At 71.3% G+C, this 24,565-nt stretch carries 20 protein-coding genes; 11 read left to right on the top strand and 9 right to left on the bottom strand.

The features are described 5' to 3' along the window. Nucleotides 1–10: 10 nt before the first annotated feature. The 6 genes from ACIBQX_RS28895 (at nucleotide 11) to ACIBQX_RS28870 (ending at nucleotide 6,308) form a co-directional block, all read left to right on the top strand. A complete protein-coding gene (locus ACIBQX_RS28895; RefSeq protein ID WP_397009888.1) occupies nucleotides 11–1,204 on the top strand; it encodes a spermidine/putrescine ABC transporter substrate-binding protein in 1,194 nt (397 codons plus the stop codon). Between the two features lie 4 nt (nucleotides 1,205–1,208). Continuing rightward, nucleotides 1,209–2,060, top strand: a complete 852-nt coding sequence (locus ACIBQX_RS28890; RefSeq protein WP_397009886.1) for an ABC transporter permease — start codon at nucleotides 1,209–1,211, stop codon at nucleotides 2,058–2,060. Next, nucleotides 2,057–2,848, top strand: coding sequence for an ABC transporter permease (locus tag ACIBQX_RS28885; RefSeq protein ID WP_397009884.1), 792 nt, complete (start codon nucleotides 2,057–2,059; stop codon nucleotides 2,846–2,848). Before ACIBQX_RS28890 ends, ACIBQX_RS28885 begins: the two co-directional genes overlap by 4 nt. 140 nt (nucleotides 2,849–2,988) lie before the next feature. Next, entirely contained in the window at nucleotides 2,989–4,383 is a 1,395-nt protein-coding gene (locus ACIBQX_RS28880) for an NAD(P)/FAD-dependent oxidoreductase (RefSeq protein ID WP_397009882.1), read from the top strand. Between the two features lie 59 nt (nucleotides 4,384–4,442). Then, nucleotides 4,443–5,315 (top strand): alpha/beta hydrolase, encoded by an 873-nt coding sequence (locus ACIBQX_RS28875; RefSeq protein WP_397009880.1) that lies wholly within the window; start codon nucleotides 4,443–4,445, stop codon nucleotides 5,313–5,315. A 72-nt stretch (nucleotides 5,316–5,387) separates the two neighbouring features. Further along, a complete protein-coding gene (locus ACIBQX_RS28870; protein ID WP_397009878.1) occupies nucleotides 5,388–6,308 on the top strand; it encodes a serine hydrolase in 921 nt (306 codons plus the stop codon). 3 nt (nucleotides 6,309–6,311) lie between these two features. Here ACIBQX_RS28870 and ACIBQX_RS28865 read toward each other — a convergent pair whose 3' ends face one another. After that, nucleotides 6,312–8,498 (bottom strand): alpha-galactosidase, encoded by a 2,187-nt coding sequence (locus ACIBQX_RS28865; RefSeq protein ID WP_397009876.1) that lies wholly within the window; start codon nucleotides 8,496–8,498, stop codon nucleotides 6,312–6,314. A gap of 164 nt (nucleotides 8,499–8,662) precedes the next feature. Between ACIBQX_RS28865 and ACIBQX_RS28860 the strand changes: the two genes are divergently transcribed. Genes ACIBQX_RS28860 through ACIBQX_RS28845 form a run of 4 tightly spaced genes read left to right on the top strand, consistent with a single transcriptional unit; the run spans nucleotide 8,663 to nucleotide 13,089 of the window. Continuing rightward, the gene (locus ACIBQX_RS28860) at nucleotides 8,663–9,817 is read left to right on the top strand and encodes an ROK family protein (RefSeq protein ID WP_397009874.1); all 1,155 of its coding nucleotides are present in this window, start codon (nucleotides 8,663–8,665) and stop codon (nucleotides 9,815–9,817) included. A gap of 22 nt (nucleotides 9,818–9,839) precedes the next feature. Continuing rightward, on the top strand, nucleotides 9,840–10,793 hold the full coding sequence (locus ACIBQX_RS28855; RefSeq protein WP_397009872.1) for a carbohydrate ABC transporter permease: 954 nt from the start codon (nucleotides 9,840–9,842) through the stop codon (nucleotides 10,791–10,793). Then, the gene (locus ACIBQX_RS28850) at nucleotides 10,793–11,692 is read left to right on the top strand and encodes a carbohydrate ABC transporter permease (RefSeq protein ID WP_397009870.1); all 900 of its coding nucleotides are present in this window, start codon (nucleotides 10,793–10,795) and stop codon (nucleotides 11,690–11,692) included. Before ACIBQX_RS28855 ends, ACIBQX_RS28850 begins: the two co-directional genes overlap by 1 nt. 41 nt (nucleotides 11,693–11,733) lie before the next feature. Then, a complete protein-coding gene (locus tag ACIBQX_RS28845; protein ID WP_397009869.1) occupies nucleotides 11,734–13,089 on the top strand; it encodes an ABC transporter substrate-binding protein in 1,356 nt (451 codons plus the stop codon). Nucleotides 13,090–13,139: 50 nt separating this feature from the next. Here the strand turns inward: ACIBQX_RS28845 and ACIBQX_RS28840 are convergent, their stop codons facing one another. From ACIBQX_RS28840 to ACIBQX_RS28805, 8 genes are all read right to left on the bottom strand, one after another. Continuing rightward, complete coding sequence (locus ACIBQX_RS28840) at nucleotides 13,140–14,651, bottom strand: MFS transporter (RefSeq protein ID WP_397009867.1); 1,512 nt, start codon at nucleotides 14,649–14,651, stop codon at nucleotides 13,140–13,142. 35 nt (nucleotides 14,652–14,686) lie between these two features. Next, a complete protein-coding gene (locus ACIBQX_RS28835; protein ID WP_397009865.1) occupies nucleotides 14,687–17,533 on the bottom strand; it encodes a BTAD domain-containing putative transcriptional regulator in 2,847 nt (948 codons plus the stop codon). 7 nt (nucleotides 17,534–17,540) lie between these two features. Beyond that, nucleotides 17,541–18,293 (bottom strand): isocitrate lyase/phosphoenolpyruvate mutase family protein, encoded by a 753-nt coding sequence (locus ACIBQX_RS28830; protein WP_397009863.1) that lies wholly within the window; start codon nucleotides 18,291–18,293, stop codon nucleotides 17,541–17,543. Then, nucleotides 18,290–19,147 carry a cytochrome P450 gene (locus tag ACIBQX_RS28825; protein ID WP_397009861.1) on the bottom strand — a complete coding sequence of 286 codons (858 nt, stop codon included), beginning with the start codon at nucleotides 19,145–19,147 and terminating at the stop codon, nucleotides 18,290–18,292. Before ACIBQX_RS28825 ends, ACIBQX_RS28830 begins: the two co-directional genes overlap by 4 nt. A gap of 85 nt (nucleotides 19,148–19,232) precedes the next feature. Then, complete coding sequence (locus ACIBQX_RS28820) at nucleotides 19,233–19,892, bottom strand: DUF998 domain-containing protein (RefSeq protein WP_397009859.1); 660 nt, start codon at nucleotides 19,890–19,892, stop codon at nucleotides 19,233–19,235. Then, a complete protein-coding gene (locus ACIBQX_RS28815; protein ID WP_397009857.1) occupies nucleotides 19,889–21,088 on the bottom strand; it encodes a glycosyltransferase in 1,200 nt (399 codons plus the stop codon). Before ACIBQX_RS28815 ends, ACIBQX_RS28820 begins: the two co-directional genes overlap by 4 nt. 83 nt (nucleotides 21,089–21,171) lie before the next feature. Then, entirely contained in the window at nucleotides 21,172–21,975 is an 804-nt protein-coding gene (locus tag ACIBQX_RS28810) for a DMT family transporter (RefSeq protein WP_397009856.1), read from the bottom strand. A 37-nt stretch (nucleotides 21,976–22,012) separates the two neighbouring features. Then, nucleotides 22,013–22,630, bottom strand: coding sequence for a DedA family protein (locus ACIBQX_RS28805; protein WP_397009854.1), 618 nt, complete (start codon nucleotides 22,628–22,630; stop codon nucleotides 22,013–22,015). Nucleotides 22,631–23,021: 391 nt separating this feature from the next. Here ACIBQX_RS28805 and ACIBQX_RS28800 point away from each other — a divergent pair, with 391 nt between their 5' ends. Further along, complete coding sequence (locus ACIBQX_RS28800; RefSeq protein ID WP_397009852.1) at nucleotides 23,022–24,152, top strand: sensor histidine kinase; 1,131 nt, start codon at nucleotides 23,022–23,024, stop codon at nucleotides 24,150–24,152. Nucleotides 24,153–24,565: the final 413 nt, after the last annotated feature.

Genomic DNA, 24,565 nt, shown 5'->3' with positions numbered 1-24,565 from the left:
CATCCGAGGGATGACCCAGCCCCGTACCCGACGTGACGCCTTCAGGATCGCCGGCCTGTCGGCGGCCGGGCTCGCCCTGGCCGCCTGCGGCGTGCAGGGGCAGAAGGCGGCTCCGCCCAAGGCCGACGCCGTCCAGGACTACTGGTCCAAGCAGAAGAAGAACGGCCAGGTCATCTTCGCCAACTGGCCCGAGTACATGCCGGAGGACAAGGGCCCGCTGGAGAAGTTCAAGAGCGAGACCGGGATCTCCTACGAGTACAAGGAGGTCATCAACGAGAACGCGGAGTTCTTCGGCAAGGCCGACCCGGTGCTCCGCGCCGGCCAGTCCCTGGGCTACGACATCGTCGTGATGACCAACGGCATCCAGCTCCAGCACATGATCGAGCTTGGCTACGTGGTGGCGCTGGACCCGTCGAAGATGCCGAACTTCCTGGCCAACGCCGGCGAGAAGTACAAGCAGCGCTCCTACGACCCCGGCAACGTCCACACGATCCCCTACACCTCGGGCGTGACCGGGATCGCCTACAACACCAAGTACGTCAAGGACGACATCACCAGCATCCAGGCCCTGTTCGACCCCAAGTACAAGGGCCGGGTCGGCATGATGAGCGACGCCCAGGAGATCGCCAACTTCGGCATGATCGCCCTCGGCCTCGACCCGGAGAAGTCCACCGAGGCCGACTGGAAGAAGGCTGGGGAGAAGCTCAAGGCCCAGCGTGAGGCCGGGATCGTCCGCAAGTACTACGACCAGAACTACATCGACGCCGTCTCCAAGGGCGACGTCTGGGTGACCATGGCCTGGTCGGGCGACGTGTTCCAGCGGCAGCTCGCCGGGGAGCCGGTCAAGTTCGTGGTACCGGACGAGGGCGGCACGATCTGGACCGACAACATGCTGATCCCCAAGGGCGCCGCCAACCCGGTGGACGCGATGATGCTCATGGACTACCTCTACAAGCCCCAGGTGGCCGCCGAGCTGGACGAGTACATCCAGTTCGTCACCCCCGTGCCGGCGGTGCAGGACCTGCTGCGCGAGAAGGCCGGGAGCGCGACGGGCGAGGACAAGAAGGCGCTGCTGGACATGGTCGACAGCCCGCTGATGTTCCCGACCGAGGCCGACTACGCCAAGCTGCGCACGTACACCAAGCTGACCACCGCGCAGGAGCAGGTGTTCAACCCGATCTTCCAGTCGATCACCCAGGCCTAGGCCGATGAGACGGCTCACCCCCTACCTGCTCGCGCTGCCGGGCTGGATGTGGCTGGCGATCTTCCTGGTGGTGCCGCTGGCGGCCATGGCGTCGGTGTCGCTGCAGACCGGCAACGTGATCGACGGCTTCGTCATGACGTTCAGCTTCTCCAACTACGGCGACGCGATCAGCGCCTACGGCACCCAGTTCGCCCGCTCCCTGCTGTACGGCGGGCTGGCCACGGCCGCCATGCTGGTGATCGGCTACCCGGTGGCCTACTGGATCGCCTTCAAGGGCGGCAACCGCAAGTCGATGTACCTGTTCCTGCTGCTGCTGCCGTTCTTCGTGTCGTTCGTGCTGCGGACGATCTCGTGGGGCTTCCTGCTGTCCGACGACGGGATCCTGTTCGGCACGCTCAAGGGGTGGGGCCTGCTGGCCCCGGACTTCCACGTGCTGGCCACGGCCTTCGCGGTGGTGGCGGGGCTGGCGTACAACTGGCTGCCGTTCATGATCCTGCCGATCTACGTGTCGCTGGAGCGGGTGGACCCGCGCGTGGTGGAGGCGGCGCAGGACCTGTACGCCACGCGGGGGGCGGCGTTCCGCAAGGTGGTGCTGCCGCTGTCGCTGCCGGGCGTGTTCGCCGGGGTGCTGATGACGTTCGTGCCCGCCACGGCCGATCCGATCAACGCCCAGGTGCTCGGCGGCACCGGCAACACCATGATCGGCAACATCATCCAGACGGAATACCTGGTGAACAACGACTACCCCACGGCCTCGGCGCTGTCGTTCACCCTGATGGCGGTGCTGCTCGTGGGCATCTTCGTCTACGCCAGGGTGCTCGGCACCGAGAACGTCCTAGAGGCGGCGGCCCGATGAGGCGCGGCAGGCTCGGTGACCGGCTGCTGCACGGCTACACCTGGCTGGTCATCGCCTGGCTGTCCTCCCCGATCGCCGTGATGATCCTGTTCGGCTTCAACGACACGCCGAGCAAGTCCAACACCAGCTGGCACGGTTTCACCCTCAAGTGGTACGCGCAGCTCTTCGCGATCCCGGACCTGACCGACGCGCTGTGGAACTCGGTCGTGATCGCGCTGGTCAGCACCGCCATCACCGTGGTGCTCGGCACGATGCTGGGGCTGGCGCTCGGCCGGCACCGCTTCCGCGGCCAGGGGGCGACGAACTTCCTGGTGTTCGCCGCCATCTCCACGCCCGAGCTGGTCATGGGCGCGTCGCTGCTGTCGCTGTTCGTCTCGGCCAACCTGCCGCGCGACGCGATCACGATCACCATCGCGCACGTGCTGTTCTCGCTGTCCTTCGTGACCGTGACCGTGCGGGCGCGGGTCGTCACGCTCGACCCGTCGCTGGAAGAGGCGGCCAAAGATCTCGGGGCGGGCCCGTGGGCCACGTTCAGGCAGGTCACGCTGCCGTCGATCCTGCCCGGCGTGCTCGCCGGGGCGATGCTGGCGTTCGCGCTGTCCATCGACGACTACGTCGTCACCAGTCTCGTCAACGGCTCGACGCTCACCTTCCCGCTGTGGATCGTCGGCTCGGTCAAGACCGGCATTCCACCTCAGGTGAACGTGATGGGTACGCTGATCTTCGGTATCGGCGTGCTGATCGCGATCGCCAACGCGGTGGCCGCACGGCGGCGCGTCCGCGCATGAGTTTTCCCGCGCGTCAGCGAGGGTCCTACGGCAAAGAACAGGGAGGCGAGATCGGATTTCGGCGGGGGGAACCCGCGCGTGATCACCGTTTGGTCCCGCGATTTTCATAGACAGAAGTCACCGTAAGGGATGTGGGATGTGTGGATCCGCTGAAGGCGCTTGCTGACGCGGAGCGCAAGCCGTACTGGCTGGACAGTCCAGCCAGGCCCGAGCCGCGACCGCGGCTCGTCGGCAACACGAGCGCCGACCTGGTCGTGGTCGGCGGCGGCTTCTCGGGGCTGTGGACCGCCCTGATGGCCAAGGAGCGAGACCCCTCGCAGGACGTGATCCTGCTGGAGGGCCGCAGGATCGGCTGGGCGGCGTCCGGCCGCAACGGCGGGTTCTGCATGGCGACCCTCACCCATGGCCTGCCCAACGGGCTGGAGCGCTGGCCGGACGAGATCGACCGGCTGGAGCGCATGGGTGTCGAGAACCTGGACGAGATCGAGCGGACGCTGCAGCGCTACGGCGTCGACTGCTCCTTCGAACGCACCGGAGAGCTGAACGTCGCCACCGAGCCGTGGCAGCTCGACGCGCTGCACGAGCACCTCGACCTCATCGAGCAGCTCGGCCTCGACTACGTGCCGCTCGACCGGGAGCAGGTGCGGGCCGAGGTCAACTCGCCCACCTACCTGGGCGGCCTGTGGGAGCGCAGCGGCTGCGCGATGGTGGACCCGGCCAGGCTGGCCTGGGGGCTGCGCGAGGCGTGCGTCCGGCTCGGCGTGCGGGTCTACGAGCGTACGCCGGTACGTTCGCTGCACGACGACGGCGTCAGCATCGGCCTGCGCACTCCGCAGGGCGCGGTCACGGCCCGCCGGGTGGCGCTCGGCACGGGCGTCTTCCCGCCGTTGCTGCGCCGCCTGCGGCACTTCGTGGTGCCGGTGTACGACTACGCGCTGACCACCGAGCCGCTCAGCGACGGGCAGCTCGCCGAGGTCGGCTGGCGTAACCGGCAGGGCGTGGGCGACTCGGCCAACCAGTTTCACTACTACCGGCTGACCGACGACAACCGCATCCTGTGGGGCGGCTACGACGCCGTCTACTACAACGGCGGCCAGGTCAAGCCGGAGTACGACCAGCGCGACGAGACCTTCGCCAAGCTGGCCGGGCATTTCTACGACACCTTCCCGCAGCTGGAGGACGTGCGGTTCTCGCACCGCTGGGGCGGCGTGATCGACACCTGCAGCCGCTTCAGCGCCTTCTACGGGCAGGCGCACGGCGGCCGGCTGGCCTACGCGGTCGGCTACACCGGCATGGGCGTCGGCGCCACCCGCTTCGGCGCGAACGTCATGCTCGACCTGCTGTCGGGTGAGCGCACCGAGCGGACCGAGCTGCGCATGGTGAAGGAGAAGCCGGTCCCGTTCCCGCCGGAGCCGGTGCGGTCGGGGGTCATCCAGTTCACCCGCTGGTCGATCGCCCAGGCCGATCAGCACCAGGGCAGGCGCAACCTGTGGCTGCGGGCACTGGACCGGATGGGGCTCGGCTTCGACTCCTGATCGTCCCGGAACGCCCGCGGCCCCTGCCGTGCCGCGGGCGTTTCGATCAGACTGTGGGCATGAGGACTGAGTTCGCCGTGGACGGCGTCACGCTGGTGGGAGAGCTCCGGGTGCCGGAGGGGGAAGGGCCGCGTCCCGCGCTGGTCCTCACCGGGCCGTTCACCGGGGTACGCGATCAGGTCACCGGCCTGTACGCCGCGCGGCTGGCCGAGCGCGGCTACGTCACCCTGGCCTTCGACCACCGCAACTGGGGCGAGTCCGGCGGGGAGCCGCGCTGCCACGAGGACCCGCAGGGCAAGCTGCAGGACCTGCGGGCCGCGGTGTCGTTCCTGCGCGCCAGGCCCGAGGTCGACGGGGACCGGATCGGCGCGGTCGGCATCTGCCTGGGGGGCGGCTACGCGCTGAAGTTCGCCGCCTTCGACCCCCGGGTGAAGGCGTTCGCCGGCATCGCGGGGGCCTACAACAACCCCTACGGCATGCGGTCGGGCATGGACTACGAGGCGGCGCTGGGCTCGTTCACCGAGGTGCTGGAGCGGCAGGACCAGGGCGGGCCGGTGGAGTATCTGCCGGCCGTCGCCGAGGAGGGCGAGGCCGCCATGCCCGGCGACGAGCCGTACGCCTACTACGGCACGGACCGGTCGGTGTCGCCGCACTGGGCGAACCGGGTCACCAGGGCGAGCGTGCGCGAGCTGATCACGATGGACAACATGATGGGCGCCGACTTCCTCTCACCCAGGCCGGCGCTGATCGTGCACGGTGTGGTCGACCGGTTCTGCTCACCGGAGGGCGCCGAGGAGGCGTACAAGCGGCTGGACGAGCCGAAGCGGCTGGTGTGGCTGGACGCCAAGCGGCACATCGACCTGTACGACCGCGAGCCGTACGTCACGCAGGCGGTGGACGCGACCGCAGAGTTCCTATCCCAGTACCTATAGGGACAGGTGTGTCCAATGCGACAACTGGGCAAGGTGAGCATCAGACCCCCATAAAGACCATGGGGGGCGCGGGTGCGTGCGAGATGGTGGGCCGGGATGGCCCTGGTGATGCCGCTGTTTCTGTTGCCGGCCGGCTGCGCAGGTGCCGTGGCCCCGATCGCGCCCGCGGCGGCGAGCCTGACCACGGTGGTCGCGCGCTGCGTGCTGACGATGCCCGACGCGGCGGCGGCCGCCGCGGCGCGGGCCAGGCTGACCCGTCAGGCGGACCGCTATCTGCGCGGCCGGCCGGGGCGGATCGTCTACAGCGCCCACGACCTGGTCAGCGGCGTGCGGCTCGGCCACGGGGCGCACGAGGACGGCCTGATCACGGCCAGCGGCGTCAAGGTCGACATCCTCATGGCGCGGCTGGCCCGCCGGGACCGGCTGAGTGAGAGCGAGCGGGACCTCGCCTCACGGATGATCCGCCGCAGCGACAACCTCGCCGCCGACGCGCTGTGGTGGCGGATCGGCGGGGGAGCCGGGCTGAGCGCCTACTACCGCAGGATCGGGCTGGCGGAGACGATCCCGGGGCCGACCCGCTACTGGGGCGGCACCCGGACCAGTCCCGCCGACCGGATCCGGCTGCTCGAACTGCTGGTGGACGGCGGCGGCGGGCTGAGCGCCGCCGAGCGGGGACTGGTGCTCGGGCTGATGGGACACGTCCACCACGACCAGGACTGGGGCGTCAGCGCCGCCGCCAGGACCGGCGACCGGGTGGCGCTCAAGAACGGCTGGGTGCCGCGCCCGTTCGCGCGCGGCACCTGGGCGGTGACCAGTTACGGCCGCGTCACCGGCCCCGGCAGGGACCTGCTGCTGTCGGTGCAGACAGATCTCCAGCCGGGCCACGGCCAGGGCATCCAGTCCATCGAGGGTCTGGCCAGACTCATCGGCTCCCGCCTCGGCACGCTCACGCCGACGCGGACCGGCCCGTGCGCCGCCCACCCCGGCGTCTGACGATCAGCGGCTCACCCGCCTGAACGCCACCAGGTCACTGCGGTAGTCCGCCCCGATCGGCTCCCAGGCGGCGGGCCTGATGCCGGCCGCCATCAGGGCCGAGCCGTGCCAGCGCGACCCGTGCGCGAGCCGGCCCGGCCTGCCCTCCCCGGCGTCGCCGCCCAGCACCACCTCGTACAGCGCGTCCGGGTCCAGCCCCGTCAGGCGCAGCCGCCGCGGGCCGCGCTTGGCGTTGCCCAGCGGGTTGTAGACCAGCGCCACGACCTGGTCGTCCAGCACGTACTGCACGGCCGAGCGCTCCTGCCCCGGCGTGCCCGCCAGCCGGAACTGGGCGCCGTGCTGGATGACGCGGCGCACGGACTTGTACTGGGCGATCAGGTCGGCCGCCTCCGACAGCTCCTCCGGCGACCACTCGGGCAGGTCGCCGCCGATGCCCAGCACACCGGCCATGGCCACGTGGAAGCGGTAGCGCAGCGGCATGGCCCGGCCGGTCGTGACGTTGGGGGAGTCGGTCACCCAGGCCGACATCGTGCTCGCCGGATAGAGCTGGGAGAAGCCGTCCTGAATCTGCTGGCGGTCCTTGGCGTCGGTGTTGTCCGACGGCCAGACCTCGTCGGTGCGCCGCAGGATGCCGAGGTCCACCCGGCCGCCGCCGCCGGAGCACGACTCGATCCGCAGCCCGGGGTGCCGCTCCCGCAGCCGGTCCATCACGTGGTAGACGTTGCGCGTGTGCTCGATCCAGACGCGGTCCTGCGCCGCGCCCTGCTCCGGCCAGCCGGCCTGGGTGAAGGGCCGGTTCATGTCCCACTTGAAGTAGTCGAGGCCGAGCTCGGTGACCAGCCGGTCGAGCCAGTCCAGGGCCCAGTCGCGGACGTCCTGCCGGGCGAAGTTCAGCACGAGCTGGTTGCGCTTCTCGTCCCTGCGGCGGTTCTCCAGGTGCAGGATCCAGTCGGGGTGGGCGCGGTAGAGGTCGCTGTCGGCGCTGACCATCTCCGGCTCCACCCACAGCCCCACCCGCATCCCCAGGTCGCGGATGCCGTCGAGCATGCCGCGCAGGCCGGCGGGGAAACGCTCGCGGTGCGGCCACCAGTCGCCCAGCGAGGTGGTGTCGTCGTCACGGACGCCGAACCAGCCGTCGTCGATGACGAACAGCTCGACGCCCAGCGAGGCCGCGGTCTTGGCGAGCGCCAGCTGGCCGGACTCGGTCACCGCGAAGGTGGTGGCCTCCCAGGAGTTGTAGAGCACCGGCCGTTCCTCGCCGGGTGTCGGCAGGACGTGGCGGCGGGCGTACTCATGCCAGGCCCGGCTTGCGGCGCCGAACCCGCCGGAGCTGTAGAGCCCGAGCGCCGGCGGGCCGGTCAGCTCCTGGCCCGGTTCGAGCGTCCAGCGCACGCCGTCGTGGCCGAACCCGGCCGAGACGGACACGCCGCCCTCGGGCCGGTGGGTGGTGGTCAGCCGCCAGCTTCCGCTCCAGGCCAGCGCGACGCCCCACACCTCGCCGTGCTCCTCGCCCGCCTCACCCGCGTCGATCATGATCCAGGGGTTCGCCTGGTGGCTGGTGATGCCCTGGCGGCTGGTGAAGACCAGCTCCCCGACGGGCAGCGGCGCGCGCTGGAGCTGGAACTCCTCCGCCCAGGCGCCGAAGACGCCGCTGTAGCGGTAGGCGGACTGGTCGGGGACGAACCAGTTGGCCGAGTCGAGCCGGGTCACGGTGACCGGCTCGCCCGCCTGATCGGGCAGGTGGCGCACGGTGGTCCACCGCTCGATGACGTCGGTGTCCTCGTGGGCCCGGACGGACAGCACGACCTCGAACGGGTGGTGGGCGTCGGCCAGCGTGAGGTCCAGCCGCCGGGCGCCGCCACCCTCGTCGTGCACGCCCGCCCCGGCGAACCGCAGCTCGACCGAGCGGGCGTGGCCGAAGGAGACCTGCAGCGACGGTGATCCCCACCGGGCGCCCCCGTCCACCGGCAGGAGCTCTTCGACCTCGGTCGGGGCGGAGAAGCTCGTGACGTGGCGGCGGGCCTCGCGCACGGAGAGCTCGCGGGCCGCGTCCGTGGACAGGCGGGGCCCCCAGTACATCTGCGCCGGCGCGGCCTCCCCGGTCGCCGGGTCCACCTCCACGCGGATCACGTACGTCGAAGCAGGCGTGTCGATCGCCCAGCAGTGCTCGTCGAGAGGAGTTACGGGCATGGCGGTCCCCCGGCTTCTTCAGTGTTCGGGCGGCTGGAGACTAACCCCAATAAGTGCACATGGTCAATGAACCCTGATCTCATATGGCGCAGAACGATAACAGGTGTGATCGGTATCACGTCTTTACTTGACACAGTGAATGAACTTACCCAAACATGGGCCGCGTGTTCTCACAGAGTGAACGGCTCACGGACGCCATGCGCTCGGTCTTCGTCGAGTTGCTGGTGCACGGACCCATGTCCCGAGCCGAGGTGGCCCGGCGGCTGGCCCTGTCGCCCTCCGCGCTGACGAAGGTCACCAAGCCCTTCATCGAGACGGGCTACCTGCGTGAGCAGCTGGCGGGAGAGGGGCCCTCGACAGTCGGGCGGCCGTCACTGCCTCTCCAGGTCGACGCGTCCCGCATGTCGTTCGTCGGCATCAAGCTCACCGCCGACGAGCTGTACGCCGTGCGCACCGACCTGGCCGCCACCATCCAGGAAGAGACCGCCAGGATGCTGATCGACCACGACATCGACAACGTCCTGGGGCAGATCGCCCAGACGGTCGCCGACCTGACGGAGGAGGGCCGGCCGCTGTCGGCCGTCGGCATCAGCCTCGCCGGCACGGCCACCCCCAGCGACCCCGTGGTGCACACCTCGCCGTTCCTCGGCTGGAGCCAGCTACCCCTGGCCCGGCTCGTCGAAGAGGCCGTCGCCGTGCCGACCGTGCTCGACAACGACGTCCGCGCCCTGACCGCCGTCCAGCAGTGGTTCGGCGAGGGCGTCGGCCATTCCTCCTTCGCCCTGATCACCGTCGGAGCCGGCATCGGCTGCGGGATGGTCGTCGGCGACCGGCTGGTCACCGGGAAGTCCGGGGCCACCGGGTTGGTCGGCCATCTCGCCATCGACGACCGGGGCCCCATGTGCGAGCAGGGCCACCGCGGGTGCGCCCGCGCCTACGCCAGCTCACCGGCCATCCGCCGGTCCGTCGCCACCGCGCTGGACCGGCCCGAGCTCACCTTCGACGACTGCCTGGCCCTGGCCCGTGACGTGACAAGCGACGGCCACCCCGTCGCCCGCCGCGTGCTCGACGAGGCCGGCACCGCCCTCGGCCAGATCGTGGCCACCGTCGCCAACATCACCGGCCCCGAGCTCGTGATCCTCTCCGGCGAGGCGGTCCACATGTACGAGGTGTGCGCGGACGCCTTCCAGGCCGCGCTCGCTCGCCACACGCATTGGACGTCCACCCCCGTACGGGTGGTCGTCAAGCCCTTCGCCTTCAACGAATGGGCCAGGGGAGCGGCGGTCACCGCTCTCCAGCACCTGCTGCTGCACCGCTGACTGGCGGGCACGAGGAGGTTGTATGACCAGCGACACCGCCCAAGCCGCGCCTCGCCGGACCGAGGCCGCGTCACGGGGCGCCCCTCCCCGCCGCCGTGGCCGGAGCCTGGGCGACCTGCCCGTCGCGCTCGCGTTCGTGCTGCCGGCGGCACTCGGTTTCGTGCTCTTCTACCTCTGGCCGGCCATCCGCGGCTTCTACCTGAGCCTGACCCAGTACAACGTGCTCACGCCGCCCCGCTTCATCGGGCTGGACAACTACGAGCGATTGCTCGGCGACCACCTGTTCTGGAACGCGCTCAAGGTCACCGCCGAGTACGTGGTGATCAACATCGGCACGCAGACCGTCATGTCGGTCCTGCTGGCCGTCCTCATGCACCGGCTGACGAAGTCCATGTTCGTCCGCGGCGTGGTGCTGCTGCCTTTCCTGGTGGCCAACGTGGTGGTCGCCCTGGTGTGGTTCTGGATGCTCGACTACCAGCTCGGCATCGTCAACACGGCGCTGGAGTGGATCGGCGTGGACCGGCTGGCCTTCTTCGGCGAATCCGAGCTGGCCATCCCGACCATCGCCCTGGTCAACACCTGGCGGCACGTCGGCTACACCGCCCTGCTGATCTTCGCCGGGCTGCAGATGATCCCGCGCAGCGTCTACGAGGCCGCCGCGATCGACGGCGCGGGTGAGTGGCGGATCTTCTGGCGGGTCACCCTGCCGCTGCTGCGCCCGGTCATGGCGCTGGTCATGGTGCTCACCGTCATCGGGTCCTTCCAGGTGTTCGACACCGTGGCCGTCACCACGGCCGGCGGGCCGATCAACGCCACCAGGGTCATCTACTACTACATCTACGACCTGGCCTTCACCCGCTTCCACTTCGGCTACGCCGCCGCCCTGTCATCGGTGCTGTTCGTGCTGCTGGCCGGGATCGCCTACCTGCAGCTCCGCCTCAGCCGGGCGGGCGAGTCCGACCTGAAGGGATCGTGATGGCAGCCATCTCGATGCGGAGCCGGCAGCTCCCCTGGGGGCGGATCGCCGGCTGGGCCGTGCTCGTCGTCGTCATGATCGTGACGCTCTTCCCCTTCTACTGGATGCTGCGCACCTCCTTCTCCAACACCCGCTCGCTGGCCGCCGGCGCCACCGATCTGCTGCCCGTCGACTTCACGCTCGGGGCCTACCGGCGGGTGCTGGGCCTGTCCACCACCGCCGAGGCGGTCGCCGAAGGCGGCTCCAGCGGCACCGTCTCCTTCTGGCTCTTCCTGCGCAACTCGATCGTGGTCGCCACCGTCACCACGGCCGGGCAGGTGTTCTTCAGCGCGATGGCCGCCTATGCCTTCGCCCGGCTGCGCTGGCCCGGCCGTGACGCGGTCTTCCTGCTCTTCCTCACCGCGCTCATGGTGCCGCCGATCTTCACCACGCTGCCGAATTTCATCCTGATCAAGGATCTCGGCCTGCTCAACACCTACCTCGGCATCGTGCTGCCCGGCCTGCTCATGACGCCGTTCGCGGTGTTCTTCCTGCGGCAGTTCTTCCTCGGCGTCAACTCCAGCCTGGAGGAGGCGGCGCGCATCGACGGCGCGGGCCGGGTGCGGATCTTCTTCCGGATCATCCTGCCGGTCAGCAAGGCGCCGATCGCCACCCTGGCCATCCTCACCTACATCACGAGCTGGAACGACTACTTCTGGCCGCTCCTGGTCGGCAAGGACGAGAGCGTGCGGGTGCTCACGGTCGCCCTGGGCATCTTCCGATCCCAGACCCCGCAGGGCAGCCCCGACTGGGCGGGCCTCATGGCGGCCACGCTCTTCGCGGCGCTGCCGATCATCATCCTGTTCACCATGCTCGGCCGCAGGGTCATCGACTCGATCGGCTACACAGGCGTCAAGTAAGCCGCCGCCCCACTGGTAACACATGCAAAGAAGGTTCTGTGATGCAGGGACACCTCCGCTCACTCGCTGCCGCCGCGACCGCGGCGCTGCTCCTCACCGGCTGCGGCGGCGGCGCCGCCGAAGGCGGCGATGCCGCCGCCGGCTCCACGACCATCGACTACTGGCTGTGGGACGTCGCCCAGCAGCCGCAGTACCAGGCCTGCGCCGACGCCTTCCAGAAGGCGAACCCGAACTACAAGGTCAAGATCACCCAGTACGGCTGGGACGACTACTGGAACACCCTGACGACCGCCTTCGTCTCCGGCACCGCCCCCGACGTGTTCGTCAGCCACCTGTCGCGCTACCCCGACTTCGCCGCCCAGGGCCAGATCATGCCGCTCGACGACCTGGTCGCCAAGGACAAGGTGGACCTCGCCCTCTACCAGGACGGCCTGGCGGACCTGTGGGTCACCAAGGACGGCAAGAGGTACGGCCTGCCGAAGGACTTCGACACGGTCGCCGTCATCTACAACACCGAGCTGCTCAAGGACGCGAACCTCAAGCCGGAGGACATGGAGAAGCTGGAGTGGAACCCGCGGGACGGCGGCAGCTACGAGAAGACCATCGCCCACCTCACCGTGGACAAGAACGGCAAACGCGGTGACGAGCCCGGCTTCGACAAGACCAAGGTGGCCGTCTACGGCCTCGGACTGGTGGGCAGCGGCGCGGGCTTCGGCCAGACCGAGTGGAGCATGTACGCCATGAGCAACGGCTGGCAGTACGCCGACCAGAACCCGTGGCCCAGCCGGTTCAACTACGCCGACCCGAAGTTCAAGGAGACCATCACGTGGTTCACCTCCCTGATCGACAAGGGCTACATGCCCAGCATGGCGATCGCCGGCGCGGGCGTGGGACAGATAGACGCCTACGGGGCCGGCAAGTACGCGATGGTCACCGAGGGTAGCTGGAACACCAAGTCGTACTGGAACCTCAAGGGCGTGAAGTCGGCTCTGGCGCCGACCCCCGTCGGCCCCACCGGCAAGCGGGCCAGCCTCTTCAACGGCCTGGCCGACAACATCTCGGCCTCCACCGACAACCCGGACGCCGCGTGGGCCTGGGTGAAGTTCCTCGGCTCGGCCGCCTGCCAGGAGGAGATCGTGGCGGACCAGGCCGTCGTCTTCCCAGCGATCAAGAGCGCCCAGGCCAGGGCTGAGCAGGCGTTCGAGAAGGCGGGCATCGACGTCAAGCCCTTCACCATGCACGTCGAGGAGGGCACCACGCACCTGGCGCCCATCGCCGACCACTGGGCCGACATCACCGCCACGATGACGGAGACGATGGACGCGATCTTCTCCCGCAATGCCGACGTCAACGCCCTGGACGGCGCGAACGAGCGGGTCAACGGCCTGTTCGGCTAAGCCCTCGCCCGGGTGGCGCGCGTCATGCGCGGCGCGCGCCACCGAAGCTGCTAGGAATGCGCGCGGGTCAGCACCTCCTCCGGGATCACCTTGGGTACGCCGCGCAACCCGACCAGGGCGATCACCGCCACGACCGCCAGCATCGCGGCCGTGGCGAGCGAGGTGACGTGCACCGCCTCGACGAAGGCCGTCCGGGCGGCCCCGATGAGCTGCCCGGCCTGCTCGGCCGGCAGCGACTCGGCCGTGGTGAGCGCCCCCGCGATCGACTCCCTGGCCGCCTGCGCCGGGATGCCGGCGGGCACCTGGAGGGCGCCTCTGTAGGTGCTGTTCAGCAGGGTGCCCAGGATGGCGATGCCGAGCGCGCCGCCCAGCTCGAACGACGTCTCCGACACCGCGGCCGCCGCCCCCGCGCGCTGGGCGGGGACCGTGGCGAGCACGTTGTCGTTGTTCACGGTGAACGCCAGCCCGATGCCCATGCCGCCCACCAGCATGAACCCCACCATGACCAGATAGTTGAGCTCCAGGCCGAGCGTGCTGTAGTAGAGGAACGCGGCGGCGTTCATGGCGAGCCCGAGCGCCACGACCCCGTTCCTGCCCAGGGGGTTGATGAGCCTGGCGGCGAGGATCCCGCCGAGCGCGCCGCTCAGCCCGCCGGGCAGCCCGGCCAGCCCGGCCTGCAACGGCGACCAGCCGAGCACGAGCTGGAAGTACCACGCGAAGATCAGCGACATGGTCATCATCGTGAAGATCGCCAGCAGGTTGGTGCCGATCGACGCCGAGAACGCCCGCCGCCGGAAGAGCCGCACGTCGATCAGCGGCTCGGCCAGCCGCGTCTGCCGCAGGCCGAACGCCACCAGGCAGGCGATCCCCAGCACCCCCGCGACCAGCACGTCGGCGTGCGCCGGACTCTGATGCGCCGCCTCCTTGATGGCGTAGATGACCGCGATGATGCCGGCGAAGGAGAGCGCCACACTCGGCAGGTCGATGCGACCGGCGTCCGGGTTGCGCGACTCCGGCAGCACCATGATGCCGCCGACCAGCACGATCGCCATGATCGGCACGTTGATCAGGAACACCGACCCCCACCAGAAGTGATCCAGCAGCAGCCCGCCGACCACCGGGCCCACGGCGAACCCGGCCGCGCTCATCCCGCTCCAGACGCCGATCGCGGCTGTCCGCTCACCCGGATCGGTGAACACGTTGCGGATGATCGACAAGGTGGACGGCATGATCGTCGCACCGGCCACGCCGAGCAGCGCCCTGGCCGCGATGAGCAGCTCCGGGCTGGGCGCGTAGGCGGTGACCGCGGAGGCGGCGCCGAAGGCCACCGTGCCGATGAGCAGCAGCCGCTTGCGCCCGATGCGGTCACCGAGGTTGCCCATGGTGATGAGCAGGCCGGCCAGCGCGAAGCCGTAGATGTCGCCGATCCACAGGAGCTCGGTGGAGCTCGCGCCGAGGTCGGCCACCAGCCTCGGCAGCGCGAGGTGCAGCACCGTGAGGTCCAGCGAGAGCAGGAGGGTGGCCAGGCACGCGATGGTGAGCGTGGCCCATTTCTTCGTCATGCCGCCCACGATCGAGGCCGGCGCTGACCGATCTCCTACCGCCCGCTGACCGTCAGCCGGGTCAGCCCCGCCTTGATGCGGACGGTGAGCTCCTCGGTGCTGTACCACTGGTCGGGGCACTCGGCCAGCGCCCGCTCCAACTGGCGGCGCGCCTCACCCAGGTCATCCCGGGCCAGCGCCACCTCGCCCAGCCCGCAGTAGGCCCTGGCGAGGGTGTCGGCCGAGCCGATCCGGCGGGACAGCTGGACCGCGAGGCGGTAGTCCTCCTCCGCGCCGGCCAGGTCTCCGGTGCGGGCGACGGCGTCGGCCCGGCGGCACAGGCTCTCCGAGATGTCGGCCATCGCGCCCAGCTCGCGCGACAGCTTCAGCGCCTCGTCGGCCATCGCGTAAGAGGACGCGTAGTCGCCCTGCTCGAAGGCGAGGTCGCCGAGCCCCGACAGGACGAGCATGCACCCCCAGCGCTCGCCCAGGCGTCGGAAAGCCCCCAGCGCCTGCTCGAACTCGGCCTTCGCCTCCTCCACCCTCCCCTCGATCTGCAGCAGGAACGCCGTGCCGCAGTGGGTGAGCGCTCTCGGCCAGGGCGGCAGCCTGTCGATGATCTCGTGCTGGTGGTACGGCACCTCGAAGGCGGGTGGTGGGCCGGTGAACATGGGCAGGAGCATCGTCAGGAACTCCAGCCGCGCAGGCAGATACTCCTTGGGCAGCAGGTCGCGCAGCGAGTGCAGCCGGGCGGAGTGCTCCGCGCCGATGTTGCCGGCCCACGCGGCGACGAGCAGGCACATCATGTGCTCCTCGTTCAGGCCGGCCGGCACCTGGTCGCCGACGCGCGTGAGCAGGTCGGCGGCCAGGTGAGCGCTGGCGGCGCGATGACCGCGCATCCACCAGTAGTAGGCGGCGAGCGCGACCAGCCGTAAGGCCAGCTCACTCGGACCCGACTCGGTGGCCCAGCGCACGGCCGCGGCGAGGTCGTCGCTCTCCTCGTCCAGGCGGGCCAGCCAGTCGAGCTGCTCGGCGCCGCGCAGGTGCGGGTCGGCGGTGCTCACCAGGTCCAGGTAGTAGGCGGCGTGCGCGTGGTGGATCGCCTCCGCCTCGCCGGCCTCCTCCAGCCGCTCGGCGCAGAACGCGCGAATCGTCCGCAACATCCGATAGCGGCCGTCGACGACCTCGACCAGCGACTTCTCCGCCAGCGAGAACAGCACGTCCTCGGGCAGCCCGCACACCCGTTCGGCCGCCCGCGCGGTCGCGCCGCCCGCGAACACCGTCAACCGCCGGGCCAGCGCCTGCTCGCCGTCGTCCAGCAGGTCCCAGCTCCACGCGACCACCGCGCGCAACGTCTGGTGTCTGGGCAACGCCGTACGGCTGCCGCGCGTCAGCAGCCTGAACCGGTCGTCCAGCCGGGCCGCCACGTCCGGCAGCGACAGCGTGCGCAGCCTGGCCGCCGCCAGCTCGATGGCCAGCGGCAGCCCGTCGAGCGCCCGGCAGATCTGGATCACCTGCGCCGCGTTCTCCCCGGTGACCTCGAACGCCTGTCGCACCGCGGCGGCCCGGTCGGCGAACAGCCGGGCGGCGGGGTAGGCGAGCGGGTCGGCGGCGTCCGGCGGCGGCAACGCCAACGGTGAGACGGGCAGGATGCACTCACCGGTGATGCCGAGCGCTTCGCGGCTGGTCGCCAGCACGCGCAGGGCGGGGCAGGCGGCCAGCAGCGTGTCGGCCAGGGCCGCCGTCGCCTCTATCAGGTGCTCGCAGTTGTCCAGCACCAGCAGCAGCCTGCGGTCGGCGAGCGCGGTCGCCAGGCGGGCCATCGGCTCGACGACCGGCAGGTCACGGGCGTTCGTACGATCGCGGATGTCGAGCGCGGCCAGCACGGCCAGTGGCACGTCCGGCCCGTCGGTCACCGGCGCGAGCTGCACGACGCACACGTCACCCCCGGTCCGGGCGGCGGCCTCGACGGCCAGCCGGGTCTTCCCGGCGCCACCCGGGCCGATCAGCGTGACCAGCCTGGTCGCCTCCAGCTCGGCGCTCACCTGACGCAGCTCCTCCGCCCTGCCGACGAAGCTGGTGAGCTGGGCGCGGATGCCCTGCCTGACCGCCGGCGCGCCCGGCACGCCCGCGCCCGGCACGCCCGGGGCTGGGATGCTCGCGCCCGGGACGCCCAGGGCCGGATCGGATCGCAGCACCGCGAGGCGGGTGGCGGACAGCTCCGCGCCCGGCTCGATGCCGAGCTCCTCGTCCAGGATGCGCCGCCCCTCGTCGAAGGCCGCCAGCGCCTCGGCCTGGCGGCCGCTGCCGTACAGGGCGCGCATGAGCTGGGCGCGCGGCCGCTCACGCAGCGGGTGGGCGGCGGTGAGCTGGCTCAGCTCGGCCACCAGCTCACGGTGGCGGCCCAGCTCCAGCTCGGCCTGGACCCGGTCCTCGATGGCGGCCAGCCGCAGCTCCTCCAGCCGGGCGGCGGCCGCCTCCGCGTGCGGGGCGTCGGCCAGCGGCACCCCTCGCCACAGCTCCAGTCCCTCACGCAGCAGCGCCGCAGCGCGCCGGGGATCGCCGCCGGTCAACGCCTGCCGGCCCGCTGCGGTCAGCCGCTCGAAGCGGTGCGCGTCCACGTCGAGCGGGTCGGCCACCAGCCGGTAGCCCGCTGGATGGAACTCCACCCGGTCACGCCCCAGCGCCCTGCGCAGCCGGGACACCTGCGACTGCAGCGCGTTGGCCACGCCGTCAGGAGGCCGTGTCCCGTACAGGACGTCGACGAGCCGGTCCGAGCCGACGATCCGGCCCGCCTCCAGGGCCAGCAGCGCGAGCAGCGCGCGCACCCGCGGACCGCCGAGCGCCACCGGCGCTCCGCTGTCGTCGCGCACTTCGGTCGGCCCGAGGATGTCGAAGCGCATGCTCCGATTATTGTGCTTCAGGCAGCATGGCGGTGATGTCCGCATAGGTGGGCAGTGCGGGCTCAGGCTCTCCCTGTACGGCCCGCAGCTCGGCCAGGGCGCCCCGCAGGCTCGCCCGGTAGAGCAGCGACCCGGTGCTCACCCTCGCCACGCCTGCCCCCGCGAGCTCGGCCAGGCTCGGCCCGCCCGGCTGGTAGAGCACGTTCACCGGCAGCGGGGTGCTCTCCACCAGCCGCGCGATCTCGCCCAGCTCGCTGAGTCCGGGCACGAAGACGCCGTCCGCGTGCCCGTAGGCGCGCACCCGTTCCAGGGTGTCGCCGGTCCCCAGCCAGCGGGTGTCGGTCCTGGCGTTCACGAACACGCCGTGTCCCTTGGCCGCCTCGATGATCGCCTGATGGGCCTCGATCGGGCGCAGTGTGCCGTCGGCCCGGCCGTCCTCCAGGTTGACGCCCACGACGCCGAGCCCGGCCAGCGTCGCGACGAGCTCCGCCACCTGCGCGGGATCGTCGCTGAAGCCGCCTTCGACGTCCACGCTCACCAGCACGCCGAGGTCCTTGACCGTCCTGGCCAGGGCCACCGTCTCGGCCTTGGTGGCGCCGCCCGCGTCGGGCTTGCCGTGCACGGCGGACACGCCCAGGCTGGTCGTGCCGATGGCGGCGAACCCCTGCCGGGCGAGCAGCGCCGCCGAGCCGTAGTCCCAGGCGTTGGGCAGCAGCAGGGGGTCGCCCGGCCGGTGCAGCTCACGGAACCTCGCGCTCATCCGTGCCCCTTACCCAGCAGCGCCTCCAGCACGCCCGCCGCCAGGGCGAGCCCGTGCCGGGAGGCGGGGCAGGGCCGCAGGCCCGCGCCGAACGTCAGGTGCGGCGTCGCACCCCGCGAGGCGTCGAACCGGCCGGGATCCGCGAACACGTCAGGGTCTCGGTTCACCGCCACCAGATCGATCACCATCTCCGCGCCGGTCCGCCGATCGACCCTCCGCGTCGCCTGCAACGGCGGGTCAAGCCGAAGCACCTCATCCAGCAACCCGTCCACCTGTCCGCCGGGCTCCGCGCAGGCGTCATCGCCGGGGTCCGTGCGGGGGAACGTGGCTGAGCGGGTCCGCGCGTGTCCGAGCGCGGCGTCGATGAGGCCCTCGGTGGCGGCGTGGGCCTGGAGGAGCAGGGAGATCCGGGCGATGCTTTCGGGGCTTTCGGGGCTTTCGGGGGTGGTGCCGCCGGCCAGCCGGATCAGGTCGGTGACCGCGGCGTCCGCCTCGGGGCTCTCCACGCCGGACAGGTAACCCGTCGCGGCGGTCCGTACGGCCTTCGTCAGGCGGCCGGTGTCGTCGAAGCCGAGAGCGGCGCCGAGCACCGCGGTGGGAACGTCCCGCCAGTCGCCCCCGCGTTCGAGCGTCAGCTCTCCGGCCGCCGATCGCAGCGCGTCCGCGTCGAGCGTCGCCAGAACGGCGGTCAGCACCCGCCGCCGCTCAGCGTGGACCTCCCCATGACTGAACCGCGACACCCGCGAGCGCAGCCAGGCGAGCGTTCCGGGCTCGCCGTCCTGCCGCACCGGCGGCGGGACGTAACGGGGGTCCGCGAGCAGCGCGCGGGCTTCGGCATGACGGGTGATGAGCATGGGCTCACGCTAGAACGACATCCTTTCGGCGGGCGGCGAAGCATGCCCGCGCGGCGGCCGGCCGGCACCGGGGCGGCCCCGCGCCTCAGGCGGCCAGCCGTTCGTCGCGTGCCGCCGGGGCGGCGCCGGCCACCGGTGGGGCCATGACGGTCCGGCGGATCATGAAGGCCACCGCCATGGCGGCGACCAGCACGACCTCGGTCAGCACCAGACCCCGCTGCAGCAGCCCGTAGTAGGCCTCGCCGCCGATCCACGGCGAGGTGAAGGAGGCCGGGTGTGCCGCGAGGTAGACGGCCAGCGCCACCGCGGAAGTCACGCTCAGCGCCTTGACCGCGGTCCAGCGCGGCAGCGCCGCACGCCCGCGCGCCAGCCCCCACGCCGCGACGGGCAGCGTGGTGAAGACGACCGCCCCGGCCCAGCGGTGAATCTCCCCGGACACCGACTTGATCACCGTGGCGTCGGTCGGGAACAGCGCGCACAACATCAGGCCGCCGGCCGCGGCCAGCAGCAGCACCCTGGTGGCCGCGGTGCGCCCCGGCTCCCCGGTCGCGAGACCGTACGCCAGCGACAGGCAGGCCGACGCCAGGGCGAGCATGCCGATGACCACCGGCAGCAGCCCGCCGGAGACCAGCGCGTAGTCGCTGAGCAGCGGCCGGTCAGGCAGCATGAACTCGGCGTAGCCGAACGCCAGCAGGGCGACCAGCGTGCCCGCCACGGTCACGGTGCCGGCCGTCTGCTCGCTCATCGTGCCACCTCATCGTAGATCTGCTCGAAACGGGCGAGGGAGGCCTGGTGGTCGTGGGTGAGGGCGAGCTCGCGGCTGGCCCGGCCGAAGCGCTCACGCAGCGCGTCGTCGGCGAGGATGCGCGTCAGGTGCCCGGCCAGCGCCGTCACGTCTCCCGGCTGGAACAGGTAGCCGTTGCCGTCGACCAGGTGCGGCAGCGCCATGGCGTCGGCGGCGACCACGGGCAGCCCGCTGGCCATCGCCTCCAGCGTCGCGATGCTCTGCAACTCGGCGACCCCCGGCATGGCGAACACGTCGGCGGCGGCGAACGCCTGCGGCATGCTCTCGTCGGGCACGAACCCGAGGAAGAACGTCCGCTCGCCCACCCCGATCCGCCTGGCCAGCCTCTCCAGCTCGCCGCGCTGGTTGCCCTTGCCGACGAACGCCACCTGCGCGTCGGTCTCGTTGAGCACGTACGGCAGCGCCCGCACGATCTCGTCGAGCCGCTTCTCCTCGTCCAGGCGGCCGACGAACAGCACGGTGGGCCGGTCGGGCAGCTCGAACCGCTTGCGGGCCCAGGCCTTCGGCTCGGCGTGCGGGTGGAACCGGGTCAGGTCGATGCCGCAGGAGACCGGCTCCACGTCGTAGTCGAAGCCCTGGGCGGTGAGCAGGCCGGCGGCCAGCGGGGTCGGCGTGGTGATGTGGTCGGCCTTGCCGAAGATCCGGCCGAAGTCGCGCCAGGCCAGCCGGCCCGCCTTCTCCCGCAGCTTGGCCGGGATGTGGGCGAACTGGAAGAGGTTGTCGGGCATGAAGTGGTTGGTGGCCACGATCGGCACGCCGCGGCGGCGGGCGGCGGCGATGGCGGACCTGCCGACCACGAAGTGGCCCTGGGTGTGCAGCACGTCCGGCTCGATGGCCTCCACGAGCCGGTCCAGCCGGGTGGGGACGGTGACGCGCATGGTCGGGTGGACCAGCAGCGGCGCCGAGCGCAGCCGGTGCACGATGACGCCGTCGACCACGTCGGAGCTGGCCGGGCCGAGCTCCGACTGGCAGACCACGTGCACCTCGTTGCCGCGTTCGGCCAGGCCGGTGGCCAGCCTGTGGGTGAAGTAGGCGGCGCCGTTCACGTCGGGAGGATAGGTGTCGCTGGAGATCAGGACCCGCCGGGGACGAGTGGGGGCGGGGGCGAGTGCGGTCGTTGCTTCGATGGTGCGCATGGGCATGGCCATGATGGGTGACTCCGTTTTCGAGATTTGAACCCCGGCTGGGGAAGGCCGGAGAGGTGAGATCGAGGTGAAGATCAGTGCCGCGCCTCCAGCGGGCTGGTGCGCGCCAGGGCGAAGGTGCCCGCCGCGGTGATCGCCGCCGCCGCGATCGGCAGCACGCCGGTGGGCAGCGGCTCACCGAGCAGCAGGGCGCCGAAGGCCACCGCGGTGAGCGGGTCGGCGATCTGCAGGGAGGCGAAGGAGACGCCGAAGTGGCCGACGGCGTAGGCGCGCTGCAGCATCATCAGCGCCAGCAGCGCCGGAACGGGCAGCGCCAGGAGGTACCACCAGTTCCAGCCGCCGTCCACCAGCACCCGGACCAGCGTGGCGGTGGCGCCGTACAGCACTCCCGAGCTGGTGGCCAGCAGGGCGGCGCGGCCGGCGGGGGAGGCCGCCTTCGAGCCCGCCCACAGCAGGACCGCCGCGACGCCGGCCACGCCGAGCAGGGTGAACAGCCCCTGCGTGGTCAGTTGTGTGGGGCCCGCCGACTCCGGGACCAGCAGCACCAGCCCGATCAGCCCGGCCGCGACCACGCCCGCCGCGGCCAGCTCGTTGCGAGCGGGTTTGCGGCCGTGCAGCGTGGCGGCGATCGGCAGCGCGAACAGCAGGCTGGCCACGCCCATCGGCTGCACGACGGTCAGCGGGCCGAGGCCGAGCGCCACGATGTGCAGGCCGCCTCCCACCAGAATGGACAGTCCGCCGAACAGCCAGCGCGGCCTGCGCAGCAGCGCCAGCAGACCGGGCTTGGCCGTACCGAACGCCTCGAACTGCTGCAGAGCGGCGCCGAGCGCGAAGAACAGCGATCCGATGAGGGCGATAGCAGCGGCCAGCACAGTCATGCCGACTCCTTTCAATCTGGATGGTCACCGGGCAGGGTCAAACGGACGTGTCCACCGGGAGGCGCTGGGGAGAAGCCTTGGTGGCGCGTCGCTTCCTGGCCCACCGGACCACCTCGACGATCGCGGTGATGCTCAGCGCGATGCCGAGTCCGAGCAGCAGGCCCTTGATCGGGTCCTGCTCGAACGCCATCCCGCCGAAGAAGCCGATCAGCCCGGAGTAGACGCCCCAGGAGACGGCCGCGATCGCGTCGAAGAAGGTGAACGAGCGCAGCGGGTAGCGGACGGCGCCCATGGTGAGCGTGGTCGCGGTCCGGCCGCCGGGAATGTAGCGGGCCACGACCAGGACCAGCCCGCCGCGCTCGGCGAGCGTGTCACGCGCCCACACGAACGCCTTGCGCCGCCGGATCCTGCCACCGGCCTTGCGTCCGAGCGCGTAGGAGATGTGGTCACCGGCGAAGGCGCCCAGGGCGGCCACCACGATCACCAGGGCGAGGTTCGTCTGCCCGGTCGCCGCGAACACCCCGGCGGTGATCACCGAGGTCTCCGCCGGCACGACGGGGAAGAACCCGTCGAGCAGCGCCAGCCCGAACAGCGCCAGATACAGCCATGGCGACGACATCACCTGCTGGAGTAACTCCAGGACAGCGTGCGACATCAGCGTGTACTCCGATCGTTGGGGCGCCTACTCAGCCTGGCGGTGAGGAGGGCCATGAGACATCGGGGATCTCCCCGATCGAACGAGGACCTGTCCCTTACCGGGGGCAGGGGTCGTACGGTCCCAAGCCTCAATCCCCGCAGGTCATGGCACATCGGTCGATCGGTAGGCGCCACCCCCGACTTTCGTCAGGGGCGGATGCGCGGCCCCCGGTGACACTCTTCGATCCAACCGGTCGCGGCGCCCCGGCACAGCAGTGCGGGTATCCGCCTTTGAGGTAGGGCCAGCCCCACCCCGGCGGTGACACGGTCACCACCCTTCCTTTCGTCAGGGCCGGCGGTGGACGATCGGCCGTGCCGGGACGCGGGCGGGGGCCTATACCGTCGTCGACGTGAGACTTCCGCGCCGAGCGAGCCGACGCCAGGTGGCCCAGGACGTGCTGCTGTGGTGCCTGCTGTCCATCGCGGTGTCGGCCATGGGCCCCGATCCGTTCGAGCAGCCGATGGCCTTCGCGGGGATCACCGTGCCGCGCGTCGTGCTGGCCGGGCTGGCCGTGCTGGCCGGTCGGGCGTGGCCGCTCGCGGCGGTGGCGCTGCTGCTGCCGCTCGGCCCGTGGGACTTCACCGTAGGCCTCGCCACCTCGGACCTGACGTGGATCGCACCGTCCGGCGGCTACGTGAAGATCTTCCCGTTCGTCGCGACCTCGCCGTTCGTCATCTGGTACGCCTACCTCACGGGCCGGCGGCTGCCCCGGTTCCTGCCCGCCCTGGCGCTGGCCTTCGTGCTCTCCGCCGTCGGCGTGGGCCTGGTGCTGTCGCAGGGCGGCACGGTCGGCCTGTGGACCACCATGACCACCGGCCTGCTGGGCACGTACGCGGTGCCGTACCTTCTCGGCCTGCTCCGCGGCAGGCTGCTGCAGCAGCGGGAGCAGGCGAGGTCGTCGGCCGAGGCGCAGGCGAGGCTGCGCGAGCGGGCCAGGATCGCCCGGGACATGCACGACTCCCTCGGCCACGACCTGGCCCTCATCGCGGTCCGGGCCGCCGGGCTGGAGATGGCGCCCAGCCTGGATCCCGCTCAGGTCAGGGCGGCGGGCGAGCTGCGGCTGGCCGCGGCGGACGCCACCGAGCGGCTGCACCAGATCATCGGCGTGCTCCGCGACGAGGCCGAGGCGGCGCCGCTGTCCCCGGCGCGCGAGGACGTGGCCGCGCTGGTCGGCCGGGCCCGCGCCTCCGGCATGACGATCGCCCTGCGCCTGGCCGAGCCGGTGCCCGCCCTGGCGCACGCCGTGGTCCAGGAGGGGCTCACCAACGCGGCCAAGCACGCGCCGGGCGCCGAGGTCACGGTCACCGTCGCGCCGGGCCGCGTCGTCGTCGCCAACGGCCCGGCCACCCGCTCCCGGTCGGCGGTCGGTTCCGGCGGTCTCGGGCTGGCGGGCCTGCGCGAGCGGGTACGGCGCGAAGGCGGCACGCTGGCGGCGGCTCCCACGGCGGACGGGTTCGAGCTGGCCGTCGACCTGCCCTGACGTGTCTCCCCCTGGCGTGTCTCCCCCTGGCGGGGGAGGCGGATCCCCTCGGCGCGGGAGGCCGGGCGACGCCGCTCGGAGCAGGCTCGGAGCATGAACGAGAAGAAGGCCGGAATCGGCCGGATCACCGCGGCGATCGTGGCCATCGCCGCCATGCTGCCCTACCTCACGCTCAAGATGCTCTGGCTGACGGGCAGTTCCCTGGGCATCACCGACCCGGAGCTGATGAGCGGCTCGGTCATGATGGGGATGAACACGCTCACCTTCGTCATGGACGCGATCGCGCTGGTCCTGGCGCTGGCGTTCACCATGCGGTGGGGGATGCGGCTGCCCGCCTGGCTGGTGCTGCTGCCGCTGTGGGTGGGCGCCGGGCTGCTGTCGGTGGTGATGGTGACCGCGCCGCTGAGCGTGAT

Origin of the sequence: Nonomuraea sp. NPDC049714 (assembly GCF_044465295.1) — a bacterium.
Taxonomy (GTDB): domain Bacteria; phylum Actinomycetota; class Actinomycetes; order Streptosporangiales; family Streptosporangiaceae; genus Nonomuraea.
Note: the sequence above shows the minus strand (reverse complement) of the source record. Positions and strands in the feature narration are given on the sequence as shown.